Below are 22983 nucleotides of genomic sequence, written 5' to 3' on the forward strand. Positions count from 1 at the left end.
CCGGAACAGTCACGGCGGGTTGTGGACGAAAGGACCCCGATGACGACCGAGACCACCGAAGACACCCGCCAGGCGGAGACCCCGCAGGCGCCGATGACACGGGCCGATCAGTTGCGCGCGGTGGTGACGCTGGTCAAATCGGGTGGATTGAAGCCGCTGGCGATCTACGTGTACGGCGAGCGGAAGAAGGCCGCCAAGAACTCCATGTACCAGTACCTCGGCAAGGGGGTCATGGCGGGAACGGCCGCGCTGCACCGCGCCCTGGTGCCTGTGGCGACCGCGCCCGGCGCGGGGCCGGTGCGCGACCGGCTGATCGAGCTGCTCGACCGCCAGGCCGAGGTCATCCATGCCGCGCCGGTGCGCAAGGTGGCCCTGACCTGGCTCGCCGCCGGCACCCCGGTCGATTTGAGCGCGCAGCTGAGCAAAGCTGACATGTTCCGGCTGGCGTTGAACTACCACTTCCGCCAGCCGTTCGAAGAGTTGTTCGCGACCGAGGACGGCCGTGCGGCGATCGGTACGGACAACGTGGCCGCGGTGGTCGCGCAACTGGTCGGCCCGATCGCCTACGGTCGGCTGGTCGGAGCCGCCCGCACCACCCACGACGACCACGTTCGCATCGTCGACGAGTTCCTGGCCGCGCACCGGCAGCCGGAGACCGAGGCCGAGCCGGCCGACGCCGCTGAGGAGTCCTGACACAGGTCTCGGCCTGCGGGTCAGAGGTGGTCGTCCGGCGTGCGTGCGGGGTCGATTCGGGTGGAGGGGAATTCGGCTCCGAGCGTGGGTGGGACGTGCGGGAGTGGGCTGCCGAGTAGCTCGTCCTCGCGATTGCGGATCAACCAGGGCGGGCAGGTGTGGGCTGATTCGGGTGCGGTCGTTCGGGTGCCCGGAGCGAACAGACCCGGCGGCATGGCGGTGCCCGGAGATTCGGGGCGAAGCTGTGGGGTGAGGGGGCGGGGCTGGGTGGCCGGCTCGGGCACGGTCGGGCCCCGGACGCTGTGGGCGAGGTCGGGAAAGGGGTTGGGGGAGTAGCGGTTCGATGGCGGGCCGATGCGGGAGCTGGGCTGGCTTGCGCGGGTGGGATCGTCGGTGGGCGTCGTCGAGGTCGGGCGGGTCGCCGTGGGGTGGGTTTCGGTGGTGGTCGAGCGGTGATCGGGATCGGTGTCCGGTCGCCACCGATCCGCGCCGGGGTCGGTCGCGCTTCGATGGAGCGCGTCCGGCTCGTCGGTGGCGGCTTGATCCTGGGGGATGTGCTGTGCGAATGGTGAATTGGTCGCCGAGGCGGTCTCCTCACCTGCGTGTGGTCGGTGAGTATCGAGGGCGGCCGGATTGCGCCACGCGTCCAGGTTCGCAGTGAACCCTGGCGTGGTAGTGGCTCGCGCATCGGAGGCGGGACTCGGATCCGTTGTGCCACTGCTGTTCCCGGAGGCATCGGCGGCGCCCGGTGTGGTGATCGTGAAGAACGCCGGGATTCCTGAGCCTGCGGGCGGATAGATCGGGGTGTAGTTGGCGTCCAGGGCCGCGAGGGCGAGCTGATATTGCTCGTCTCGGTCGGAGTGGGAGCCGTGGGTCACCGGTGGGGGCACGGTTTTGCGGAGGGCTTCGGCCCCGAAGGCGGCGGCGATCATGCGGTGGCCGGTGCTGTGGGTGATCTCGGCGGTGTCGGTGGCGTCCTGGACGAAGCGGCGGGCGGCCGCGGCGGCGGCGTCGGCGAGGTGGCCGGTCATGTTGTCGGCGAGGGCGGTGTGGATGGTGGCGTGCAGGGTGGTGACGGCGCCGAAGACGCTGTCGGCGATGGTGACCCAGGTGTCGGCGGCGGCGTGCAATTCGCCGGGCTGCATGGCTTGGACGGCGTCGTGGATCTGCTGGTGCGACAGCTGGGTGAAGTCTTCGAGGGTGTCGATGTAGTCGGGGTCGGTGGTGCGGTCGGTGAGGCGGGCCTGGTCGTGTTCGGCGCCCGATTGGCTCAGGCGGGCGCTGCGCCGCAAGGCTTCCGGTTCCATCGGCGTCCCTCCCGTCGTCCAGCTTCCGAGTACTTGGACGCGGGAGGGTCGATGCCGGTTCCCGAGGTGGGCGGTCAGCCCTTGCGGGCTTGCAGGGTGTAGCTGAGGGGCAGGCGTTCGGGGTGTTCGACCAGTCGCCATTCCCACTGCTCGTCGTGGACCATGCGGCCGGGCAACGGGTTCGAGGGGACGCTGTCGTGTTCGACGAGTTGGGTGAGGGTGAGGTCGGCCTGCAGCAGGGCTTCGACGATCTCGCCGAGCCCGTGGTTCCATTCGTGGGTGGTGGTATTGGCCATGGTGGAATCGGTTTCGACGTAGGTGGTCCCGTCGTCGAACACCATCGGCTCCGCGGTCTCGAAGTACGGATACCCGATGGTCAGGGCGTCGGTGCGGGTCTCGTCGACCGACCACAGCACCGGGTGGTACTCGCGCAGGAACAGGCGGCCCCCGGGGCGCAGCAGCGCCGCCACGGTCATGGCCCAGCGGCGGATGTCCGGCAGCCAGCACAGCGCCCCGACCCCGGTGTAGACCAGCCCGAACCGCCGCCCGCCGAGCGCGGATACCGCGTCGTAGACATCGGATTCGACGTACTCGATCGGTGTCGCGGCGGCGTCGGCCAGCTTGCGAGCCTCGGCCAGTGAGGCGGGGGAGAAGTCGAGTCCGGTCACGGTCGCGCCCAGCCGGGCCAGCGACAGGGTGTCGGTGCCGATATGGCATTGCAGGTGGACGGCGTCGACGCCGCGAATGTCGCCGAGCCGCGGCAGATCGAAGCGCACGACATGGCTGAGGAAGGACGGGTCGGTCCGGAAGCTGTCGAAGTGGTAGTCGACGGAATCGGCGTGCAGCGGGGCGCGATCGTTCCAATTGGCCCGGTTCAGGCCGCGATAGTCGCTCATGATCCTCGACTGTGTCACGACTGTCGTTGCGGGACCGGGGACTGCGAGCGATATCTCGGTGGATACTTGTCCCGAGCGGTGTGGGAGGCGAGATGGGGACGTCGCGGATTCGGCGGGGAATGATCGTCCTGCTGGCGGTCGCCGGAGTGGCACTGGCCGGTTGTTCGACGGTGAGAAGCCCATCCTCGCAGCAGGTTTCGGCACCGGTGACGGACAACCCGTGGGCGGTGGCGGGTCAGACCTCGGCCGCCGGTCCCAGCGGACCCCGGTCCGGAGTGCCGGACGCGAACCTCACGGCCGAGAACGGCGACGGCGGCGCGGTCGACAAACTGGCCCTCAATGCCATCGCGGATATCGCCGACTACTGGAACGGCCAGTACGCCAAGACCTTTCCGGGCGTGTTCGAACCGGTGACCCGGTTCATTTCCTGGGACTCCACCGCCCCGCGCGCCCAGGCCGTCGAATTCTGCCGCAGCAGTACGTTTCAGGAAGTCAATGCCGCCTATTGCGGTGTCGACAAGACCATCGGCTTCGACCGCGGCACCCTGCTGCCCGGGTTGGTGAAGAAGTTCGGCCCGATGGCGGTGGTCATGGTCCTCGCCCACGAGTACGGCCATTCGATCCAGGCGCAGGCCAAGCTGAACGGCTTCTTCACCCCGACCGTGGTCCGCGAACAGCAGGCCGACTGCTTCGCCGGCGTGTTCCTGCGGTCGGTGGCGGAAGGCAATTCCCGCCACTTCACCCTCAACACCACCGACGGCCTCAATGGCGTACTGGCCGCCGTGATCTCGGTCCGCGACCGCGAACCCGGCGCGGCCCAGGACGAGCACGGGACGGCGTTCGAACGCGTCACCGCCGTGCAGATCGGCTACACCGACGGCGCCACCGCCTGCAAGGGCATCACCCGCGCCGAACTGAAGCAGCGCCGCGGCACCTTGCCCACCAGCTTCGGGCCGGGCGACAAGGAGAACCAGTTGCCGGTGGATCAACCGGATCTGATCCTGGTGGCGCGGTCGCTGGCCCGCACCTACCCGGTCCAGCCCGCACCCGCGTTCGACTACAGCGGTGTCGCCCGCTCCTGTCCGAAAGTGACCGTCACCGAGCCGGTTTCGTACTGCCCGGCCACCAATGTGATCGGCACCGACATCCCCGGCCTCGCCAAGCGGGCGGCCACCGGCGACTCGAAGGACCCGTTCTCCGCCACGGTGGGCGGCGACTACAACGCCTTCGTCGTCTTCGTGTCCCGCTACATGCTCGCCGTCCAGCAGGCCCGCAGGTTGAGCGTCGCCGGAGCCGACTCCGCGGGTCTGCGGGCCGCCTGCTTCTCCGGCGCGTACAGCACCACGTTGAGTCAGCCGGGCAGCGATCTGCGTTTGTCCGCAACCGATCTCGACGCCGCTATCTCCGGTCTGCTGATGGACGGCGCGGCCGCCGCCGACGTCAACGGCGCGGTGGTGCCCAGCGGCTTCGTCCGGCTCGAGGCGTTCCGGACCGGCGTCCTCGACGGCGAGGACGCCTGCCTGAAGACCTACAGGTGAGCTACTCGGCCGGCAGGTGCGCCTCGAGCCAGTTGACCACGTCGGTGAGCACCTTGTCCTGCTCGGGCTCGTTGTAGATCTCGTGGTAGAGCCCGTCGTAGCGGATGACGGTCTTGTCCTCGGCCGCGGCGCCGAGTTCCACCTTGTCGGTGCCGGTCGGTGACGCGAGGCCGTCGGCGCTGCCGTGCTGGACCAGCAGCGGCGCGGTCAGCCGATCCAGGTGCGCCTTGACGTACTCACCGGCGCGCAGCATCTCCCCGGCGGTGCGGGCGGGCACGCCGCCGTGATGCACCAGCGGGTCTTCGTCGTAGGCGCGCACCACCTCGGGGTCGCGGCTGACCAGTTTCGAATCCAGTTTCACCACAGGAACATTCGGCAGGTATTTGGCCACCAGCGGCGCGGCCAGGCGCTGCACGGCATTGCCGGCCTCGATGTCGATCGCGGGGGCGGACAGCACCAGGCCGTCCACCTCGGGCTGGTCGCGGGTGGCGAAGTAGGCGGTGGTGAGCCCGCCCATGCTGTGGCCGATGACGAATTTCGGCAGCCCCGGGTGGCGGCCGGTGGCGGTGGCGAGCATGGTGCGCACATTGTCGGCGGCGATGTCGAGCGAGCCGATATTGGCGCGGGCGCCCTCGGACTTGCCGTGGCCGGTGTGGTCGAGCGCGTAGACGGCGAACCCGGATTCGGTGAGCCGCCGCGCGACGTGCGCGTACCGGCCGGAATGCTCGGCGTAGCCGTGCACGATCACGGCCACCGCGCGGGGCTCGGCGTCGGGCAGCCACGCCTGCCAGAACACCCGCCCGCCCGCGCCTTGGAATTCACCGGTCTCCGTGCGGGTCATCGCCGCTCCCTTCGAGGTCGAATGGTCACCGTGCCGGTGGGAACGCCCGTCCACGACGACGTGCGCCCGAAATGTCACCCACTGGCGAAGCCATTCTCGCGTATCCGGCGCGAGGCGGAGCGCGACCGCGAAATCTGCACCCCCGGACGCGGCGGTCGGCGCGGAGGGGTCAGAAGGTGGCGATACGGTCGATGAGGAGCCGGTTGAACCGGATCAATCGGGCGTAGTTGGCGCGGGAGATGCGTTCGCCGGTGCCGTGGATGCGTTCCAGGTCGGCGGCGGACAGCATGATCGGGGCGAAATTGCAGCGGGTCCGCGCCAGGTCGTCGTAGTAGCGGGAGTCGGTGGCGGCGGGAACCACGCCGACCGTGACGGCCAGCCCCGGCACCACCGCGCGCGCCACATCGGCGACCACCTCGAAATCCGGTCCGGCGCTCGGGTCGGCCGACGGCTCGGAGCAGGTGCCGTCGAGCTCGATGGTGATCCCGTTGTCGCGCACCACCTTCCGGCAGTGCGCCAGCACTCCGGCCACCGAATCACCGGGCAGGATCCGGAAATTCACGTACGCCTCGGCCCGCTGCGGCAGCACGTTGGACTTGACCCCGCCGCTGATCACGGTGGGCGCGGTGGTGGTCCGCACCAGCGCCTCGGTCTGCGGCCGGGCAGCCAGCACCCGCGCCGCGATCGGTCCGGCCACATGCACCAGTCCGAGCAGGGTGCGCCGCGGTTCGGTCACGAATTGCCGCACCCGGGTGAGCATGTCGACGGCGACCGGTGTCAGCCGCAGCGGGAACGGATGGTCCTGGATCCGGGCCACCGCCCGCGCCAGCCGCCCGACAGCGGTCTGTCGTCCCGGCATGGACGAGTGCCCGCCGACATCGGTGACCGACAGTCGTACGGTCGCGAAGCCCTTCTCGCCCACCATGATCGTGGCCACCGGCACGTCGATCCCCTCAGCGACCCCGACGGTGATGACACCGCCCTCGTCCACCAGCAGCCGGGCCCGCACTCCCGCGTCCCGCAGCCGCCGCGACATCTGTCCCGCGCCGTCGGCCCCGAAGATCTCCTCGTCGTGGCCGAACGCGAGATACACCGTCTGCGTGGGCTCGACGCCGTCCCGCAGCGCCGCTTCGACCGCCTCGAGAATCGCGATCATCCGGCTCTTGTCGTCGATCGCGCCCCGCCCCCAGATGAATTCGTCGTCCACGACTCCGCCGAACGGCGGGTACGGCCAGCCGTCGTGGTCGTCGACGGGCACCACATCCATGTGTGCCAGCAGAATCGCGGCCACGGCCTCAACTTCGGGCTCTCCGGCGCGCGTCCCCTGCCGCGCGCTCCCGGCCGCACCGGTGTCGGCTGCCTGTGCCGCCGGCCCGGCTCCGCCTGTATGGCGCTCGGTCGCCGCGCTGCCCGCCCAGCGGTAGAGGCGGCTGTGGCCGAAGCTCTCCCAGGTGAGATGGGCGTGGACCAGGGGGAAGCACTTCTCCAGGTGGCCGGTGAGGCGTTCGAATTCGCCCGGGTCGATGCGGCTGTGGTCCTCGTGCGAGACGGTGCGGCAGCGGAGCGCCCCCGCCAGCCGCTCGGCGGTGGCGTCGTCGACGGTGGGCGCGTCGGTCGGCGGGGTGCTGGTCATGGGCTAACCGCCGGTCCGGGGAGGGAAGGTCACGGCCACAGAGGCATTGTTCACCAGATCGGCGATCAGGGAGACCGTCTTCTCGTTTCGCCACTTCGGAATCGCTTCGCTGAGGTCGCCGGGCAGGTCCGGGGTGCGGATTCCGGACAGCAGCGGCAGGTGCAGCTGGGCGGCGGTCACGGTGACGGGGGCGTTGGCCGGCTGGTGCGCCCACACGTCGTCGACCACGTCGGTGACGCGGATGCCGATGCGATGCCCGGCGGGAATCGGCCAGTCCTGGGCGAGGAGCCGGACCTGCGTGGTCGGGGTGACCGGTGCGATGCCGCGGGTGATCACGGTGGCCCGATTGTCGGGTGCGATGTCGTAGACCTCGACGGTGACGCTGGCGGTGGCGGGACCGTCCAGGGTGAGCGTGGCGGTCGGCGCACCGGACAGCTGTTGATCCTGGGCGAGCGGTTGGGAGACGGTCCAGATTTCCCGGTCCGCGCCGGGCAGCAGACCGCGATCGGTATAGCGTCCGGTGCGCAGGTCGATGTCGAGGGCGCGGCTGTCGGCCGGCGGCCACGCCGTCTCCGCCCGCCAGCGGCCGTCGAACTGGCCGACCGTGACGCGCGGGCCGGGCACCGTCACATCCTTGCCCGCCACCTGCCGGTCGAAGAAGGCCAGCAGTTCCGAGGAGAACTGTGTGGCACCGCATTTCTCGCTGCAATCGCGGTGACCCCACTGCCCGAACATGGCCTTGTGCTCGCCGGGGCCGAGCCCGTTCCACAGCTGGAAGACCCGGTCGGCGCGAGTGTTGTAGTCGACGAACCCCTGGCCGAGGAACAGCGGAATTGTGTTGCCGCGCAGCTTCTCCACCAGATCGCGGTCGCGCCAGAACGGCGTGCTCGCGTCGTGGTTGCTGGTCTCGGCCAGATAGTGCTGGTAGCAGGCCGGGTCGATGGACGACGCGTTGGCCTTGTACTCGGCCGAGTCATTGGGGTGCGCGGGCGTCGACGCGATCAGCAGGTGCTCGAACCCGGCCATGTCCCCGGGCCGGAAGCCCTGTTCACTGATCGGTTTCAGCGAGAACTTCCACGCGATGCCCTGCATGTACAGGTAGGCGTTGGGGTCGGCGACGACTTCGAACGAGGCCACCGCCGCCAGCCCCGCCGGCTTCTCGGACAGCCCCATGAGCCCGGTCCATCCTTCGTAGGACACCCCGTACAACCCGACCCGTCCGGTCGACCAGGGCTGTGCCGCCGCCCATTCCACCGCGGTCTTCACATCCGACCGCTCACCCGGCCCCCCGAAGTCCGGGCACCCATTGGATCCGCCGAACCCGCGCAGATCCACGATCACGTAGGTGTACCCGGCGGCCAGGAGCATCGGCACCGGCAGATCCCCGGTCGAGGGCCCGCCGCCGGGCCGCAACTCGGTCAATCGCGCCTCGTGCGACCGATACGGGCTCACCGTCATCACCACCGGCGTCCGCACGTCGTCCCCGAGCCCCACCGGCCGCAGCACGTCGGCGTGCAACCGCGTCCCGTCGGGCGCGGTGATGAACTCCTCCCGCCACTGATACCCCGGATCCGCGCTCGCCTGCCCCGGCGCGACCACCGCTCCCATCACCAACAGCGCGCCGACCACCGCGCGCCACACCACCATCCGCATGCTCACCATAGTGACCTTGGTGGTTGTGCGCGCCCCTGACCAGCCCCAGGAACCTGGGTGCGTGGCAGGGCCCATTGACTGCCCCGTAGGCACTGGCCACGATGAGAGAACGAACGGCTCGCCGACTGCTTGTCCAAGAGGCTTCGATGAAGCGCAAAACCGGGCCCGACACCCTGTACCACGACCAATCCGCATGGCGAGAGCTGCAGGAGTACCTGCCGCCCCGGCTCCGGCTGACCGCCGAAGCGGACCTTCCCACCGAGGATTTCTGGGAATGGGAAGGCAACAACATCCACCTCGATCAATACCTCGCGCCGACGGCCCCTGCGAAGGTGATCCTGCACCACGGCGTCGGCACCAATGGGCGTCAGTTGAACCTCATCCTGGGTAAACCGCTGGCCGACCGGGGCTGGGAGGTGACCGCCCTCGACAATCTCGGCTACGGCATGACACAGGTCCGGCCCGGCGGCATCTATGGGTACGGCCAATGGATTCAGATGGTCACCGACTATCTCGCCTACGAGAAATCGCGCGATGATCGTCCGATCGTGCTCTACGGCCTGTCCGCCGGCGGCATGGTGGCCTATCACGTCGCCGCGCACGCACCGCGCGGGACCGTACACGGCATCGTCGGCCTGACCTTTCTCGACCAGCGCAATCGGAACGTGTGGATCGCGACAGCACACGACAAGCTCAGCGCTACTCTGGGCACGAGGGGCATCGGGGCCCTGGCCCGTTCACCCATGAAGGGCCTGGAATACCCGATGAGCCTCGCCGCGAAGATGAGCGCGCTGTGCAACAACCCGGACGCCATGAAAGTCTTTCTGGCGGACAAGACCTCGGCGGGAAACGTCGCCTCGATGAAGTTCCTCGAGGACTACCGCACCTACGTCCCGGATATCGAACCACCCGATTTCGACGTCTGCCCGATCCTGCACGCCCAGCCCGCCGAGGATCACTGGACGCCGCTGGAATTGAGCAAACCCGTGCTCGACCCGATCGAGAAGGTTCCGGTGAAGGTGGTGATGCTCGAGAACGCCGGGCACTATCCGCTCGAGGAACCCGGACTCACCCAGATGGAGGACGCCGTCGACGCGTTCGTGCGCGAGGTCACCGGCACCAACCCCTGAAGCACAGAGAGTCGGGTACCCCATGGCGAATGTAGAGGAAACCGCTCCCGAGTCGTTGCCGCGCAAGAGCCCGCGGGTGTGGCTGGCCCCCGCGGTCGTGGTGTCGCTGCTGATGGCGCTGCTGGCCACCATGTATCTGGCGTACGTGGTGGATCCGTCGAAACACCTGCACGGTTTTCCCGTCGCCCTGGTTGATCAGGACTCCGGCGATGTGATCGGCGGGCAACCGACCAATATCGGCAAGCAGATCAATGATGCCCTGGTGCAACAGATTCCGGCCGACAAGTTCGATCTGCGCGTGCTCGGCATCAACGAGGCGCAGCAGCAGCTGAACACGGGCAAGGTGTACGGGGCGATCGTCATCCCCAGTGATTTCACCAAACGGCTGGGCATCTTCGCGGCCGCCAGCGCCGTACCCGGCGACGTCACCCGCCCGCAGATCACGGTGTTCACCAATCCACGAACCGGAACCTTCGGATCGCAGGTGATGCAGAACATCGCCGGGACGGCGCTGAAACAGGCCAATGACACTGTGGGTCAACGGCTCACCGCCGCCGTGAACACCCAGCTGCAACCCTCCGGCGGCGTGGCCACGCTACCGGGCCTGAGCAGACTCATGCTGACCGCGCCGATCGAGGTGACGGTCACCCCGTTCCATCCGCTCCCCGGCGGCACCGGCGGCGGAATCACCGCCTTCTTCTACACCATGATGGTGCTGCTCGCGGGTTTCACGGGCGCCATGGTGATCAATGGAATGGTCGACTCCTCCTTGGGTTTCGCGCCGACCGAGTTCGGACCCTGGTACGTGCACTATCCGCCGGTGCCGATCTCCCGCTTGCGCACGCTGTTCCTCAAATGGGCCATCATCACCGGCATCGCGCCCATGGTGGCGGGCATCTTCCTGGGTATCGGGAAATGGCTCGGCATGCCGATGGACCGCCCGTTGCTGCTGTTCCTGTACAGCACGTTCGCGATCATCGCGGTGGGCATCACCGCGCTGTCGATCGTGTCCGCGCTGGGCACCATGGGCCTGTTGGTGAACCTGGTGCTGTTCATCGTGCTCGGCCTGCCGTCCTCCGGCGGTACGGTCCCGGTCGAGGCGATTCCGCGGCCGGTCGCCTGGCTGGCCGACTTCGAGCCGATGCATCAGGTGTACCTGGGCGTCCGCGCCATTCTCTATTTCAACGGCGACGGCTCGGCCGGGCTGAGTCACGCGTGCTGGATGACATTGCTCGGATTGGTGATCGGTCTGCTGGTCGGCCTGATCGTGACCGGCTACTACGACCGCAAGGAGCTGCATCGCGCACCCGCCGCCGCCCGCTGACGCCCGGCCGCTATCGTGGCGGCAAGCCCCGCTGATGAAGGTCGTGCCGCGTTGACCGCCACACGAACACCCGCCGGTCGCGGTCGGCCGCGTGCGGCCGCGCCGCGCAAACGTCCCCCGACCCGGCGCGCCATGATCCTGGACGCCGCCGTGCACGCCTTCGCGCACGGCGGCTACCACGGGACCTCGATGGCGGAGATCGCGGCTGCCGCGGGCATCTCGGGACCGGCGCTCTACCGTCACTTCCGGAACAAGCGGGAATTGCTCGGGCACTGCCTGCTGGCCGGGCTCGACGACACCCTGACACGGCTCGAATCCGCCCATCGCGCGGACCCGACCGGGGCGGCGGTGCCGATCGCCCTGGTGCGGGTCGTCCTGGACCTGCGCGAGCTGCCTCGCTTGTGGCAGCTCGAGTTCCGTCATCTCACCCCCGAGCACCGGTCCGCGGTGCTGCTGCGCGCGGCCCGGATCACCGGCTATCTGCGGCATTGGATTCGCGGCTGTCGTCCCGATCTGGACGTCGCCGATGTGGAACTGCTGAGCTGGTGTGTGCTGTCGATCGCGGTGAGCCCGTCCTACCACCGGGCGGAACTGCCGCCGCAGGCCGCGGCGCACGTACTCGATACCGTTGTCGCCGAGGTGGTTCGGACCGAGTTCCCGCGCCGTTCGGCGGGGCGGCCGCCGGTGCGGCCGGTGCGGGCGGTCGGCGGGAATCCGGCGCTGGATCGGGCGCTGCGATCCGAACGGATGCTCGCCGAGGCGGCCAGGTTGTTCAGCAGCCGCGGTTTCGCCGCGGTCGGGATCGAGGACATCGGCGCGGCGGTGGGCGTCTCCGGGCCCGCGTTGTACTACCACTTCCGGAACAAGGCCGAGCTGCTCGATCGGATCGTGCGGCGGCAGGACGATTGGCTGCGGATGACGCTGCTGCGGGCGGTCGCCGAGACGCGCAGCCCCGAGGCGTCCCTGCGCTCGCTGCTGCGCAACTTCGCTCGATTCGGCGTCGACGAGCCGGATCTGCTGGCCATCACGGTCAGTGAGACCCGGCATCTGCCCACCGACGGGGTGCGGCGCTACCGCCAGGTCCGGCTGGACGGCATCGCGCAGTGGGGCCGCATGCTGCAGGCGGTCCGGCCCGAGCTCCCGGCGGCGGTGGCGCGGTTGCTGATTCGCGCCCTGACCACGGTCGTCATCGAGGCGGTGCGCAATCCGCGCCTGCGGTGGCGCGACGATCTGGTGGACGTGCTGGTGGCGGTCGGTGATCGGATGACCGCGGCCCGGTGAATTGCGCCACTTAGCGGCGATTAACTTCTTCGATTCGTCCCGCCTGCTACCTGTGCGGAAATGGCGAGTTTCCGCGCGGTTCCCTACTTATCGGTCATTAACAAGCCATTGTCAGCCGATGGGCGTTCTCGAACAGTGGTGCCCGTGACCCATTACAAGAGCAACGTCCGCGATCTCGAATTCACCCTGTTCGAGGTGTTCGGGCTCGGCGCCGTCCTGGACGCGGGTGCCTTCGGCGAGCTCGACGCCGACACGGTGCGCACCATGCTGGCCGAAGCCGCCCGCCTGGCCGAGGGCCCCGTGGCGGCCCCGTACGCCGAGACCGACCGCACCCCACCGGTTTTCGACGCCGCGGCGCACGCGGTGCGGCTGCCGGACTCGTTCAAGCAGGCGGTCCGGGTCTGGCGGGACGCGGACTGGTGGCGGGTGGGTAAGGCCGAGGGAATCGGCGGGCTGCCCGCGCCCGCGATCGTCGCCTGGGCCATCTCGGAATTCGTGCTCGGCGCGCAACCGGCCGCCTACATGTACCTGAGCGGTCCGATGATCGCGAATGTCGTGCACGGTGTCGGCACCGCGCAACAGCGACACTGGGCGAAGCTGATGATGGACCGCAACTGGGGCGGCACCATGGTGCTCACCGAGCCCGACGCGGGCTCCGACGTCGGCGCGGGCCGCACCAAGGCCATTGCGCAACAGGATGGTTCGTGGCGTATCGAGGGCGTCAAGCGCTTCATCACCGGCGCGGACTCCGACGACCTGTTCGAGAACATCGCGCACCTGGTGCTGGCCCGCCCCGAGGGCGCGGGGCCCGGTACCAAGGGCCTGTCGCTGTTCTTCGTGCCCAAGTTCCACTTCGACTCGGAGACCGGCGAACTCGGCGACCGCAATGGCGTCTTCGTCACCAATGTCGAGCACAAGATGGGCCTCAAGGCCTCGGCCACCTGTGAACTGACCTTCGGCGGGCACGGCGTCCCGGCCGTCGGCTGGCTGGTGGGCGAGGTGCACGACGGCATCGCGCAGATGTTCGAGGTGATCGAGGAAGCCCGGATGATGGTGGGCACCAAGGCGATCGCCACCCTCTCCAGCGGCTACCTCAATGCCCTCGACTATGCCCGCCAGCGCGTGCAGGGCGCGGATCTGACCCGGCAGGCCGACAAGACGGCCCCGAAGGTGACGATCATCAACCACCCCGACGTGCGCCGGTCGCTGCTGCTGCAGAAGGCGTACGCGGAGGGCCTGCGCGCGATCTACCTCTACACCGCCGGACACCAGGACGACGAGGTGGCCCAGCATCTTTCGGGCGCGGACCCGGAGCTGGCGGCGGCGGTCAACGACCTGCTGCTGCCGATCGTGAAGGGGGTGGGCTCCGAGCGGGCCTACCAGTATCTGGCGGAATCGCTGCAGACCCTCGGCGGTTCGGGCTTCCTGCAGGATTATCCGATCGAGCAGTACATTCGCGACGCCAAGATCGACTCGCTGTACGAGGGCACCACCGCCATCCAGGCGCAGGACTTCTTCTTCCGCAAGATCGCCCGCAACCGCGGGGTCGCCCTGTGGCATGTGCTCGCCCAGGTCCGGCGGACCGCGGAATCCGACGGCCCGAATCAGCTGAAGATCGCCAAGGAGCAGCTGTCGGTCGCGGTGGAGCGGATCCAGGACATGGCGGGGATTCTCACCGGTCATCTGCTGGCCTCCACGGAGCAGCCGGCCGAGCTGTACAAGGTCGGCTTGGGCTCGGTCCGCTTCCTGATGGCCGTCGGCGATCTGCTCGTCGGGTGGCGACTGCTGGGCGGCGCCGAGACCGCGCTCGCCGCACTGGATTCCGGTGCCGCCGAGGCGGATCGGCGCTTCTACGAGGGCAAGGTGACCACGGCGACGTTCTTCGCCGGGCAGATCCTGCCCCGCCTGGACGCCGACCGCGACATCCTCGCCGCGCTCGACGCCGAGATCATGACCCTCGGCGAGGCCGCCTTCTAGGCCGGATGCAGCTCCCGGGGTTGGAATCAGCGCCAGGAAAAGGGTGTTCCAGCGCGGTGCCGGTTGCTTCGATGCGGATGTGGTTGTAGCAGGGATGTTGCCGCGCGGTCGGTGTTCGGGGTTCGGGTGCGATGAGCGGTGAGGGTGCCGCCGCCGTCGACGCGCCCGTGGTGCGGCTGCGGGCGCTGACCTGGCAGGTGTTCGTGCCGACCGCGGTGTTCGGGATGGGCGGCGGAGCGGCCGCTCCGATGTATCCGCTGCGGGCGCTGGAGTTGGGTGCGAGCGCCGGGATGGCGGGAATCGTGGTGGCGCTCTCGGGGTTCGGGCAACTGCTCGCCGATCTGCCCGCGGGGCAGCTGATCGCCCGGGTCGGGGAGCGGCGGGCGGTCGCCGCGGCGTCGGTGGTCGGGGCCCTCGGTGTGCTCCTGGCGATCCTCGCACCGAATCTCGGATGGCTGGCCGCCGGGATGCTGCTCACCGGCGCGGCCTCGGCGCTGTGGGGGCTGGCGCGGCAGACGTATCTGGTGGCCGTCGTACCCGACGGCGACCGCGGGCGGGCGCTGTCCCTGCTGGCGGGCTCACAGCGGTTCGGGGTCTTCGCCGGGCCCCTGATCGGCGCGGGCGCCACCCACGCGTTCGGCGTGACCGGCGCGATGTGGCTGCAACTGGCGGCGATCCTCGTCGGCGGCACGCTGATGATGTCGGTGCGGGATGTCGACGAGGGGCCCGTGCGGGTCAGGTTGGGGCTGCGGACGGTGGTGACCGAAAACCGCCGTGTACTGGGCACACTCGGGTTCGGGGCATTGGCGACCGGGGCGGCGCGGGCGGCCCGCGTGGCGCTGCTGCCCTTGTGGGCGGCGCATATCGGGATGAGCGCCCCGGCCATCGGGCTGATCTTCGGGATCGCCGGAGCGGTCGACGTGCTGCTGTCCTATCCGTCCGGCATCTGGCTGGACCGGTACGGGCGGCGCGCGACGGGGACCCCCTCGCTGCTGCTGTTCGCGCTCGGCTACACCGCGCTGCCCCTGGCCACGAACACCACCGGATTGTGCGTGATCGCCGTGATTCTCGGCGTCGCCAACGGCCTGAGCAACGGCCTGATCATGACCGTCGGCTCCGATGTCGCCCCGCCGGGCTCGCACGCCGAATTCCTGGGAGCGTGGCGACTCACCCACGATCTGGGGATGTTCCTCGGGCCGATCGCGGTCGGAGTCATCGGCGCCGCAACCACACTCGGCTCGGCCGGCATCGCTCTCGGTGCGGTCGCCACCGCGGGCGCGGCATCCATTCGTCGTTGGTTCCCGACGCTCCCGCTACCCTCGGGGCAACAACTCGACGATACGGGGGAACGCCGAAATGCCCAGTGAGACACGGACAGATGACCAGGATGCGACGGGTGCGGAGCGCTTTCGGGTGGTGCCCGATCCGCGCCCGAACGACGAGGTGTGGCCGGCCATGATCTGGCCGGTGCCCGAGGGCACCGTGCTGACCGGCAAGGTCGTGGAATTGATCGCCGCCGACCCGACGGCCGACGCGGGCGCGCTGTTCGAGGCCCTCGACCACGCGCGGGTGTGGGCGCACGTACCCGGGCGGCCCGAGGACGCGCGGCAGTTCGAAGACCTGCTGCGGCAGCGCGACTCGCAGGACACCTGGCACACCTGGGTGGTGCGCACCCGCGAGCCGATCGGCGGCAACCCCGCCGGATCGATCGTCGGGGTCACCGCCTACCTGGATGTTCGTCAGCCCGACGCCGGGCTGGAGATCGGGTTCACCGTCTACACGCCGTCCGTATGGGCGACCGCGGTGAACCCGGAAACCAAACTGCTGCTGCTCGAGTACGCGTTCGAAACGTTGCGGGTGGGCCGGGTTCAGCTGAAGACCGATGTGCGCAACCACCGCTCTCAGCAGGCCATCGCGCGCCTGGGCGCCAAGTACGAGGGCACGCTGCGGCGTCAGTTCCGGCGCTCGGACGGCACCGTTCGCGACAGCGTGCTGTTCTCGATCACGGTCGAGGACTGGCCGCGGGTGCGCGCCGGACTCGAGAATCGGCTGCACCCGGTGGACCGGCGGGACCGCTAGATCGGGCGCAGGTCGATCAGCTTGCGCAGGCGGGCGCGGTCGCGTTCCAGGCGGCGAGCCTCGTAGGCGATGGGGAAGTAGCGAACGCGTTCGGGGAGGCGGGGCACGGTGCGGCCGATGGCCCAGCCCAGGACCCGCAGGGCCCGTTCGTCGTTCGCGGTCCACTCCAGGCCGAGCTTGTCGCGCAGCAGTGGCGGGGTGGTGCCGACGGTGAAGAAGTATTGGAGGCGTCCCACCGGGGCGGTGACCGCGCGCCAGACCGGGTGCAGGGGCGCGGGAATCTGCTTGGGCGGGGCGATCTTACGGATCACCTTCAGGTAGTCGTAGGCGACATTCGTTGGGGCCAGGTGGTTTTCGACCTGATCCCAGAACCAGGGCTCCCATTCGGCGTAGGTGGCCGGGATTTCTTTCGGGGCCACCGAGAAATTGCGCATGAGCTGCACGGTTTCCTGGTAGTAGGCCTCTTTGTCGGCGTCGGTGAGCTTGTCGCGCGAGAAGTACTTGTTGCCTTCGGTGAAGGCGAAGACACCGGTGTGCAATACCCACGCCCACGGGGCCGAGGCCAGCGCCTTGTGTTTGACGCCCGCGGCGTCGGTGGTGTTGAGGGTGGCGTGCATGGCGCGCAGGCGGTCGGCCTCGGCGAGGGCCTCGTCGCCGCCGTAGACCCACATCATGACCGAGGCGATGCTGCGCAGGGCGCGGCCCATGGGGTCGGTGCGGAAGGTCGAGTGCTCGTCCACCACCGCGGCGATCGTCGGTTCCATGGTTTGGAGCAGGAAGGCCGAGCCGGCGGTGAGGGAGAAGGTGAGTAGGCCGACGTCATCCCACATGCGGCTGCCGGGTTCGAACGGACGGCGATCGGGGCGGCCCGTGGACTCCTGGTCGAGCACGACGGCGGCGGTCATGGTGGATCTCCTTTGATCGACCGTTCCTGACGGCTTCACTCACCGACAGGATGAGAGAGTTACTACCGAATCTTCTCATCATGTCGGTGGAGTGGCAACCGTCACGATCGACCGGGATACGATCGTTTCGTGGACACCGCTGCCGGTTGGTTGCGCGGCACACCCTGGGGCCGGACCGCCTGGCGGGCGGTCCAGGGCCTGTTCGAGATCGAGCTCGTCGATCGCTCGCTGGCGCTGTCCGCGCAGATCTTCACCTCGGTATTGCCGGTCATCATGGCGGCATCGGCCCTGAGCGGCTGGCATTCCGCGTCCGGCGCGATCCGTTTCCAGTTCGGGTTCGATCTCGAGGCGCTGCCCGTCGGTGACGCGGCGCAGGCATCGGATTCGTCGCTGGCCGCGTTCGGCGTGGTCGGGCTGCTGATGCTCGTGCTCAGCGGCACGTCGTTCGCCCGCGCGCTCGGACGGGTCTACGGGGCGGTGTGGCAGGTGAATTCGATCGGGCCACGGGACGCGTGGCGGTGGTTCGCGGCACTGTTCGCGGTCGCCCTGGCGGTCGCGCTGGTCGGGCAGACCCAGAACCTCGCGCGTGTCAGCTATGTGGGGTGGCCGCTGGTGCTGGCCGGTGAGCTCGTCATCTGGACGGTGGTGTGGGCGTTCGCGCCGTTCCTGCTCACGAAGGGCGCGTTGACCGGCCGGGTGGCCTGGGCGACCGGGCTGCTGACCGCGACCGGGTTGACCGCCGTACATCTGGCCGGGCGGGTCGTGCTGCCGCGGATCACGGCCAACGCCCAGCGGCACTTCGGGCCCCTGGGGCTCGCTTTCACTTCTGTCAGCTGGCTTTTCGTGATGTCGGTGGTGATCGTCGGCGCTGCCTCGATCATCAAGGCTTTCGCCCTGGACGAGACCGTGATCGGACGGTTTCTGCACGGCTCGAATTGACCATCGCACGATCGAGGCGGGACAGTCATGGCGGCTTCCGAACCCGAACGCCCACGCCGTAGCGCATTACGTCGGACGGCCGCGGCCGTTCTGCTGACACTGTTCGCCGTCCTGGCGATCGCATCGGTCCTCGCCGGATTCGCGCATCGGGAGTTGCTCGACACCGACCGCTACGTCCGGACCGTCACGCCGTTGTCCGCCGACCCCGCACTGCGAGAAGTGCTGGCCGACAGGGCCACCGACGCGATCATGAACAGCGTCGACGTCCAATCCGTCACCGCCCAGGCCCTGTCGGCACTCGCCGACAGCAACCCGCGCGTTCCGCGCGCGGTGACGGGGCTGGCTCCCTTGGCCACCCGGCAGGCGCGGGGCCTCGTGCGCGACACGGCCGAATCCGTCCTGGCGTCCGATCAATTCCGAACCGTGTGGATCGAGGCGAACCGGCAGGCGCACCGCGGGCTGGTCGTCGTGCTGACCGATGAGGCCCCGGCGGCGGTCGGAATGGATCAGGACGGTGCAGTGAGTGTCGTCTTGGGCCCGCTCATCGACAGAGTCCGGTCCGAGCTGACCGAACGGGGCTTCACATACGCCGACCAGGTGCCCACGATCGACCGGTCGTTCGTGATCTTCCGGTCGCCCGAACTGGTCGAGGCACGACGCTGGGTGATGATCCTCGATCGAGTCGCCGACGTGCTGCCCTGGGTCACGGCGCTCGTCGCGGCCTGCGCGGTCTGGGCTGCACCCCCGGGGGCACGGCGTCGCGCCCTCACCTGGCTGGGTGTGGCGCTGGCGCTGGCGATGGCGTTGCTCGCGGTCGCCGTCGGTATCGCACGATCGGCCTACCTGGACGCGGTACCGGCCGACGTGCTCACCCCGGCAGCCGCCGCGGCGGTGATCGATGCCTTCCTGGTCCGGCTGGACACCACCGTGCGAGTGTTGTTCGCACTGGCCGTGGTGATCGTGCTGGCGGCGCAGTCGCACCGAGTCGCGCGCGATCCACGGGCGATCCGATCCGTCGTGGCCCGCTACCGGGGCTCGCTGCGGATCGCCGTTCTCGCGGTCGCGGCGATCACGCTGACGTTCTGGTCGTATCCGACCGGACCGGTGGTCATCTGGACCGTGTTCGCCACCGGCGCCGCCCTGGTGGTTGTCGAACTGGTGGCCGGACCCGAACAGTCCCGGCCCGCGCCGTCGACCGGAACGTGAAAAGCCGGATGACGGGGACCGGCCGGGTAAAACCGGTCCACGCCATCCGGCGATTCCGCCCGCCACCGGGTGAGTTCGGCTCACGGCGGGCGTCGCCGTCCGATCCTGGATCAGAAAATCGGACGACGGTCTCGGGGTGACTAGGTCACGATCCGCAACGGGTGCTCGATGAGCTCCTTCAGCTGCTGCAGGAACTTCGCCGCGACCGCACCGTCGATCGACCGGTGATCCGCGGACAGCGTGACGCGAAGGATCTTGCGCGACACCACCTTCTCGCCGTCGAGCTGCAACTCGTCCTGCGCCGCACCGACCGCGAGGATCGCCGACTCCGGCGGGTTGATCACGGCGGTGAACTGCTCGATACCGAACATGCCCAGGTTGGAGATGGTGAAGGTGCCGCCGGACATGTCCTCGCCCTTCAGCTTCCGGTCGCGGGCGCGCCCGGCCTTCTCCCGGCCCTCCGCGGCGATCGCCGACACCGACTTGCGGTCCGCGTCATGGATGACCGGCACGAACAGGCCCGCGTCGGTGGCCACGGCGATGCCGATATTGATCGCCTTGTGCCGCAACAGCTTGTCGCCCGCGAAGGAGACGTTCACCGACGGATCCAGGCGCAGCGCGGTGGCGACCGCCTTCACCAGCAGGTCGTTGACGCTGACCTTGCCGGAACCGGTCTCCTCCAGGGTCTTGTTGATCTGCGCGCGGAAGGCCAGCAGCTCGGTCACGTCGATGGCGCTGGTCAGGTAGATGTGCGGCGCCTGCTGCATGGACTCGGTCAGACGCTGGGCCGAGACACGCTGAATGGTGGTCAGCGGGATCTCGTCGTAGTCGCCCGAGGCGGGGGCGACGGCGGTAGGCGCGGTGACAGCCGATGCGGCGGGAGCCGAGCCATTGGCGGCCGGAGCGGTGGGCGCGGCCGAAGCGGCCGTGCTGCCCGCGTTCTCGACATCCAGCTTGGTGACGCGGCCGCCCGGACCGGTGCCGGTCACGGCGGTGATGTCGACGCCGAGTTCCTTGGCGACCTTGCGGGCCAGCGGGGACGACTTCTTGCGCTCGCCGTCGGCGGAAACCGCGGGGGCGCCGCCATTTCCGTTCACAGCGGTCGGATTGCTCTGCGCGACAGGAGCGGCGGGGGCCGGAGCCGCGGTGGGCGCGGCCGGAGCCGGAGCGGAGGAAGACCCGCTCCCGTCGCCCAGGATCGCGATGGCCTCACCGATCGGCACGCGCGCACCGGCTTCGGCGATGATCCGCTCGAGCACCCCGTCCTCGTAGGCCTCGAGCTCCATGAGCGCCTTGTCGGTTTCGATCTCGGCCAGGATCTCGCCCGCCTTGACCTGGTCGCCGACCTGCTTGAGCCAGGCCGCGACGACGCCCTCCTCCATGGTGTCGGAGAGCCGGGGCATGGTTACTTCGGACATGGTTCCTTCCGGATCTCAGCGGCGCTTGCCCACGGCGGCAAGGGTTTCGGTGGCGGCCCGGTACAGCGACTCGGGCGAGGGCAGCGCCAGCTTCTCCAGCGGCTTGGCGTAGGGCAGCGGCACCTCGGCCATGGCGACCCGGCGGACGGGGGCGTCGAGGTAGTCGAACGCGCCGTCGGAGATGGACGCCGCGATCTCCGCGCCGATGCCGTAGGTCAGCCAGTCGTCCTCGCCGATGACGGCGCAACCGGTCTTCTTGACCGAGGCGATGATGGTGTCGCGGTCCAGCGGGCGCAGGCTGCGCAGGTCGATGACCTCCGCCGAGATGCCGTCGGCGGCCAGCTGTTCGGCGACCTGGGTGCAGACGTTCGCCATGCGGGAGTAGCCGATCAGGGTGATGTCGGTGCCCTTGCGGGTGACCGCGGCCTTGCCGATCTCCACCGGCGGCAGGTCCTCGGGGACCTCGCCCTTGGTGTTGTAGAGCGACAGGTTCTCCAGGAACAGCACCGGATCGTTGTCGGCGATCGCGGCCTTCATCAGCGCCGCCGCGTCGGCGGGCGTCGACGGCGCGACCACCTTCAGGCCGGGCACGAACGCGTAGTACAGCTCGATGTTCTGCGAATGCGTCGCACCCAGCTGCTGGCCGCCGCCCCCGGGGGTGCGGATGACCATGGGCACGGCGGTCTGCCCGCCGAACATGCCGTAGATCTTGGCGGCGTGATTGACGATCTGGTCCAGCGCCAGCAGCGAGAAGTTGATCGTCATGATCTCGACGACCGGGCGCAGGCCCAGCATGGCGGCGCCGATCGCCGCGCCGACGAAACCCTCTTCGGCGATCGGGGTGTCGCGCACCCGCTTCTCGCCGAACTCGGCCAGCAGGCCGGCGGTGATCTTGTACGAGCCTTCGAAGACGCCGATCTCCTCACCGATGAGGAAGACGTCGTCGTCGCGCCGCATCTCCTCGCGGAGGGTCTCGCGCAGCGCTTCACGGTAGGTCATGACAGCCACGGTGATGTCCTTAGGCGGTGAAGAGCGGATCACCGGGCAGGCGATGGGAATCGCCCGCGACCGGGGTCGCGTAGTTGTAATCGAACAGGGTGGCCGGGTCCGGATGCGGGGACTGGTCGGCGAAATCGACCGCGACGCGCACCCGCTCCTTCACATCGGCCTCGATGGCGGCGGCCGAGTCCTCGCTCAGCACGCCCGCCTCCAGCAGACGGTTGTGCCACAACACGATCGGATCGTGCGCGACCGCGGTGGAGACGGCGTCCTCGGCGCGGTACTTGGCCGGGTCGACCACCGAATGCCCCTTGAGCCGGTAGGAGACGGCCTCCAGCAGCGCGGGCTTGCCCTCGCGCCGCGCGGTCTCGATGAGATCGGCGGCGACCTCGCGCACGGCCAGCACATCGGTGCCGTCCACCCGCTCACCGCGCATACGGTACGAGGCGGCGCGCTTCCACAGATCCGGTTCGGCCGAGGACTTCTCGACCGTGGTGCCCATACCGGTCTGGTTGTTGATCACCAGGAACACCACGGGCAGATTCCACAACGCCGCGATGTTCAGCGACTCGTGGAACGCGCCGATATTGGTGGTGCCCTCACCCATCTGGCACACCACGACGTCGTCGCCGCCGCGGTAGTCGATGGCCAGCGCCGCGCCGATCGCCAGCGGCACCTGGCCGCCGACGATGGCGTACCCGCCGAGCAGCCGGGTCTCGGTGTCGTACATGTGCATCGACCCGCCCCAGCCCTTGGAGGTGCCGGTCGAGCGGCCGTACAGCTCGGCCATCACGCGGCCGGGTTCGATGCCCTTGGCCAGCGCGTACCCGTGCTCGCGGTAGTTGGTGAACAGGTAGTCGGTGGGACGCATGGCCCGCCCGACGCCGACGACGGTGGCTTCCTCACCCAGGTTCAGGTGGCAGTAGCCGCCGATCTTGGCCTGCTGGTACGCCTGCGCGGTGCGCTCCTCGAAGCGGCGGATGAACAGCATCTCGCTGTACAGCTCGCGCAGGGTCGCGGCGTCGGTGCCGCCGAAATCCGCTCCACCGAGCAGGGTTTCGGCGGTCTCGGTCCGGGATACGGCCGCGTCCGCGGTCTGGTCGGCCGGGCGGGTGGCCTTGCGCGCCGGCTTGCGCGGCGCGGCGGTGGTCGTGGTCATGACGG

Annotated in this window: 19 protein-coding genes; 10 read left to right on the plus strand and 9 right to left on the minus strand. The window is 69.1% G+C overall.

The genetic code is table 11. The features are described 5' to 3' along the window. The first annotated feature begins 39 nt into the window (after positions 1-39). Complete coding sequence (locus tag ABZ382_RS31985; protein ID WP_357096874.1) at positions 40-693, plus strand: hypothetical protein; 654 nt, start codon at positions 40-42, stop codon at positions 691-693. Positions 694-713: 20 nt separating this feature from the next. On the opposite strand, the gene ABZ382_RS31990 is transcribed toward ABZ382_RS31985, so the two are convergent. Beyond that, the gene (locus ABZ382_RS31990) at positions 714-2000 is read right to left on the minus strand and encodes a hypothetical protein (RefSeq protein ID WP_357096876.1); all 1287 of its coding nucleotides are present in this window, start codon (positions 1998-2000) and stop codon (positions 714-716) included. A 74-nt stretch (positions 2001-2074) separates the two neighbouring features. Beyond that, the gene (locus tag ABZ382_RS31995; protein ID WP_357096977.1) at positions 2075-2899 is read right to left on the minus strand and encodes a class I SAM-dependent methyltransferase; all 825 of its coding nucleotides are present in this window, start codon (positions 2897-2899) and stop codon (positions 2075-2077) included. Between the two features lie 203 nt (positions 2900-3102). Here ABZ382_RS31995 and ABZ382_RS32000 point away from each other — a divergent pair, with 203 nt between their 5' ends. Continuing rightward, positions 3103-4434: a metallopeptidase gene (locus tag ABZ382_RS32000; RefSeq protein WP_357096877.1), complete on the plus strand. Its 1332-nt coding sequence runs from the start codon at positions 3103-3105 to the stop codon at positions 4432-4434. A 1-nt stretch (position 4435) separates the two neighbouring features. Here the strand turns inward: ABZ382_RS32000 and ABZ382_RS32005 are convergent, their stop codons facing one another. The 3 genes from ABZ382_RS32005 to ABZ382_RS32015 all read right to left on the minus strand — a co-directional run bounded on the left by ABZ382_RS32005 (position 4436) and on the right by ABZ382_RS32015 (position 8570). After that, a complete protein-coding gene (locus ABZ382_RS32005) occupies positions 4436-5275 on the minus strand; it encodes a lysophospholipase (protein ID WP_357096879.1) in 840 nt (279 codons plus the stop codon). A gap of 169 nt (positions 5276-5444) precedes the next feature. Then, a complete protein-coding gene (locus ABZ382_RS32010; protein ID WP_357096881.1) occupies positions 5445-6908 on the minus strand; it encodes a M20/M25/M40 family metallo-hydrolase in 1464 nt (487 codons plus the stop codon). A gap of 3 nt (positions 6909-6911) precedes the next feature. Then, the gene (locus tag ABZ382_RS32015) at positions 6912-8570 is read right to left on the minus strand and encodes a CocE/NonD family hydrolase (protein WP_357096883.1); all 1659 of its coding nucleotides are present in this window, start codon (positions 8568-8570) and stop codon (positions 6912-6914) included. Positions 8571-8707: 137 nt separating this feature from the next. Here ABZ382_RS32015 and ABZ382_RS32020 point away from each other — a divergent pair, with 137 nt between their 5' ends. The 6 genes from ABZ382_RS32020 (at position 8708) to ABZ382_RS32045 (ending at position 16352) form a co-directional block, all read left to right on the plus strand. Then, a complete protein-coding gene (locus tag ABZ382_RS32020; protein ID WP_357096885.1) occupies positions 8708-9691 on the plus strand; it encodes an alpha/beta hydrolase in 984 nt (327 codons plus the stop codon). Between the two features lie 22 nt (positions 9692-9713). After that, positions 9714-11015, plus strand: a complete 1302-nt coding sequence (locus tag ABZ382_RS32025; protein WP_357096887.1) for an ABC transporter permease — start codon at positions 9714-9716, stop codon at positions 11013-11015. A gap of 51 nt (positions 11016-11066) precedes the next feature. Beyond that, a complete protein-coding gene (locus ABZ382_RS32030; protein WP_357096889.1) occupies positions 11067-12296 on the plus strand; it encodes a helix-turn-helix domain-containing protein in 1230 nt (409 codons plus the stop codon). A 144-nt stretch (positions 12297-12440) separates the two neighbouring features. Beyond that, entirely contained in the window at positions 12441-14273 is a 1833-nt protein-coding gene (locus ABZ382_RS32035) for an acyl-CoA dehydrogenase (RefSeq protein WP_357096891.1), read from the plus strand. Positions 14274-14404: 131 nt separating this feature from the next. Then, the gene (locus ABZ382_RS32040) at positions 14405-15640 is read left to right on the plus strand and encodes an MFS transporter (protein WP_357096893.1); all 1236 of its coding nucleotides are present in this window, start codon (positions 14405-14407) and stop codon (positions 15638-15640) included. Then, a complete protein-coding gene (locus tag ABZ382_RS32045; protein WP_357096895.1) occupies positions 15630-16352 on the plus strand; it encodes a GNAT family protein in 723 nt (240 codons plus the stop codon). The genes ABZ382_RS32040 and ABZ382_RS32045 overlap by 11 nt, the downstream gene beginning before the upstream one ends. Here the strand turns inward: ABZ382_RS32045 and ABZ382_RS32050 are convergent. Next, positions 16349-17257 (minus strand): oxygenase MpaB family protein, encoded by a 909-nt coding sequence (locus ABZ382_RS32050; RefSeq protein WP_357096897.1) that lies wholly within the window; start codon positions 17255-17257, stop codon positions 16349-16351. The two genes, ABZ382_RS32045 and ABZ382_RS32050, sit on opposite strands and share 4 nt — an antisense overlap. A gap of 129 nt (positions 17258-17386) precedes the next feature. Between ABZ382_RS32050 and ABZ382_RS32055 the strand changes: the two genes are divergently transcribed. Continuing rightward, on the plus strand, positions 17387-18196 hold the full coding sequence (locus ABZ382_RS32055) for a hypothetical protein (RefSeq protein WP_357096899.1): 810 nt from the start codon (positions 17387-17389) through the stop codon (positions 18194-18196). Between the two features lie 27 nt (positions 18197-18223). Beyond that, positions 18224-19402 (plus strand): hypothetical protein, encoded by a 1179-nt coding sequence (locus ABZ382_RS32060; protein ID WP_357096901.1) that lies wholly within the window; start codon positions 18224-18226, stop codon positions 19400-19402. Between the two features lie 140 nt (positions 19403-19542). On the opposite strand, the gene ABZ382_RS32065 is transcribed toward ABZ382_RS32060, so the two are convergent. Genes ABZ382_RS32065 through pdhA form a run of 3 tightly spaced genes read right to left on the minus strand, consistent with a single transcriptional unit; the run spans position 19543 to position 22978 of the window. After that, complete coding sequence (locus tag ABZ382_RS32065; RefSeq protein ID WP_357096902.1) at positions 19543-20820, minus strand: dihydrolipoamide acetyltransferase family protein; 1278 nt, start codon at positions 20818-20820, stop codon at positions 19543-19545. Positions 20821-20835: 15 nt separating this feature from the next. Next, positions 20836-21819, minus strand: coding sequence for an alpha-ketoacid dehydrogenase subunit beta (locus ABZ382_RS32070; RefSeq protein WP_357096904.1), 984 nt, complete (start codon positions 21817-21819; stop codon positions 20836-20838). A gap of 19 nt (positions 21820-21838) precedes the next feature. Continuing rightward, the gene (pdhA, locus tag ABZ382_RS32075) at positions 21839-22978 is read right to left on the minus strand and encodes a pyruvate dehydrogenase (acetyl-transferring) E1 component subunit alpha (RefSeq protein ID WP_357096906.1); all 1140 of its coding nucleotides are present in this window, start codon (positions 22976-22978) and stop codon (positions 21839-21841) included. Positions 22979-22983 lie beyond the last annotated feature (5 nt).

Origin of the sequence: Nocardia sp. NPDC005825 (genome assembly GCF_040630175.1) — a bacterium.
Lineage (GTDB): Bacteria > Actinomycetota > Actinomycetes > Mycobacteriales > Mycobacteriaceae > Nocardia.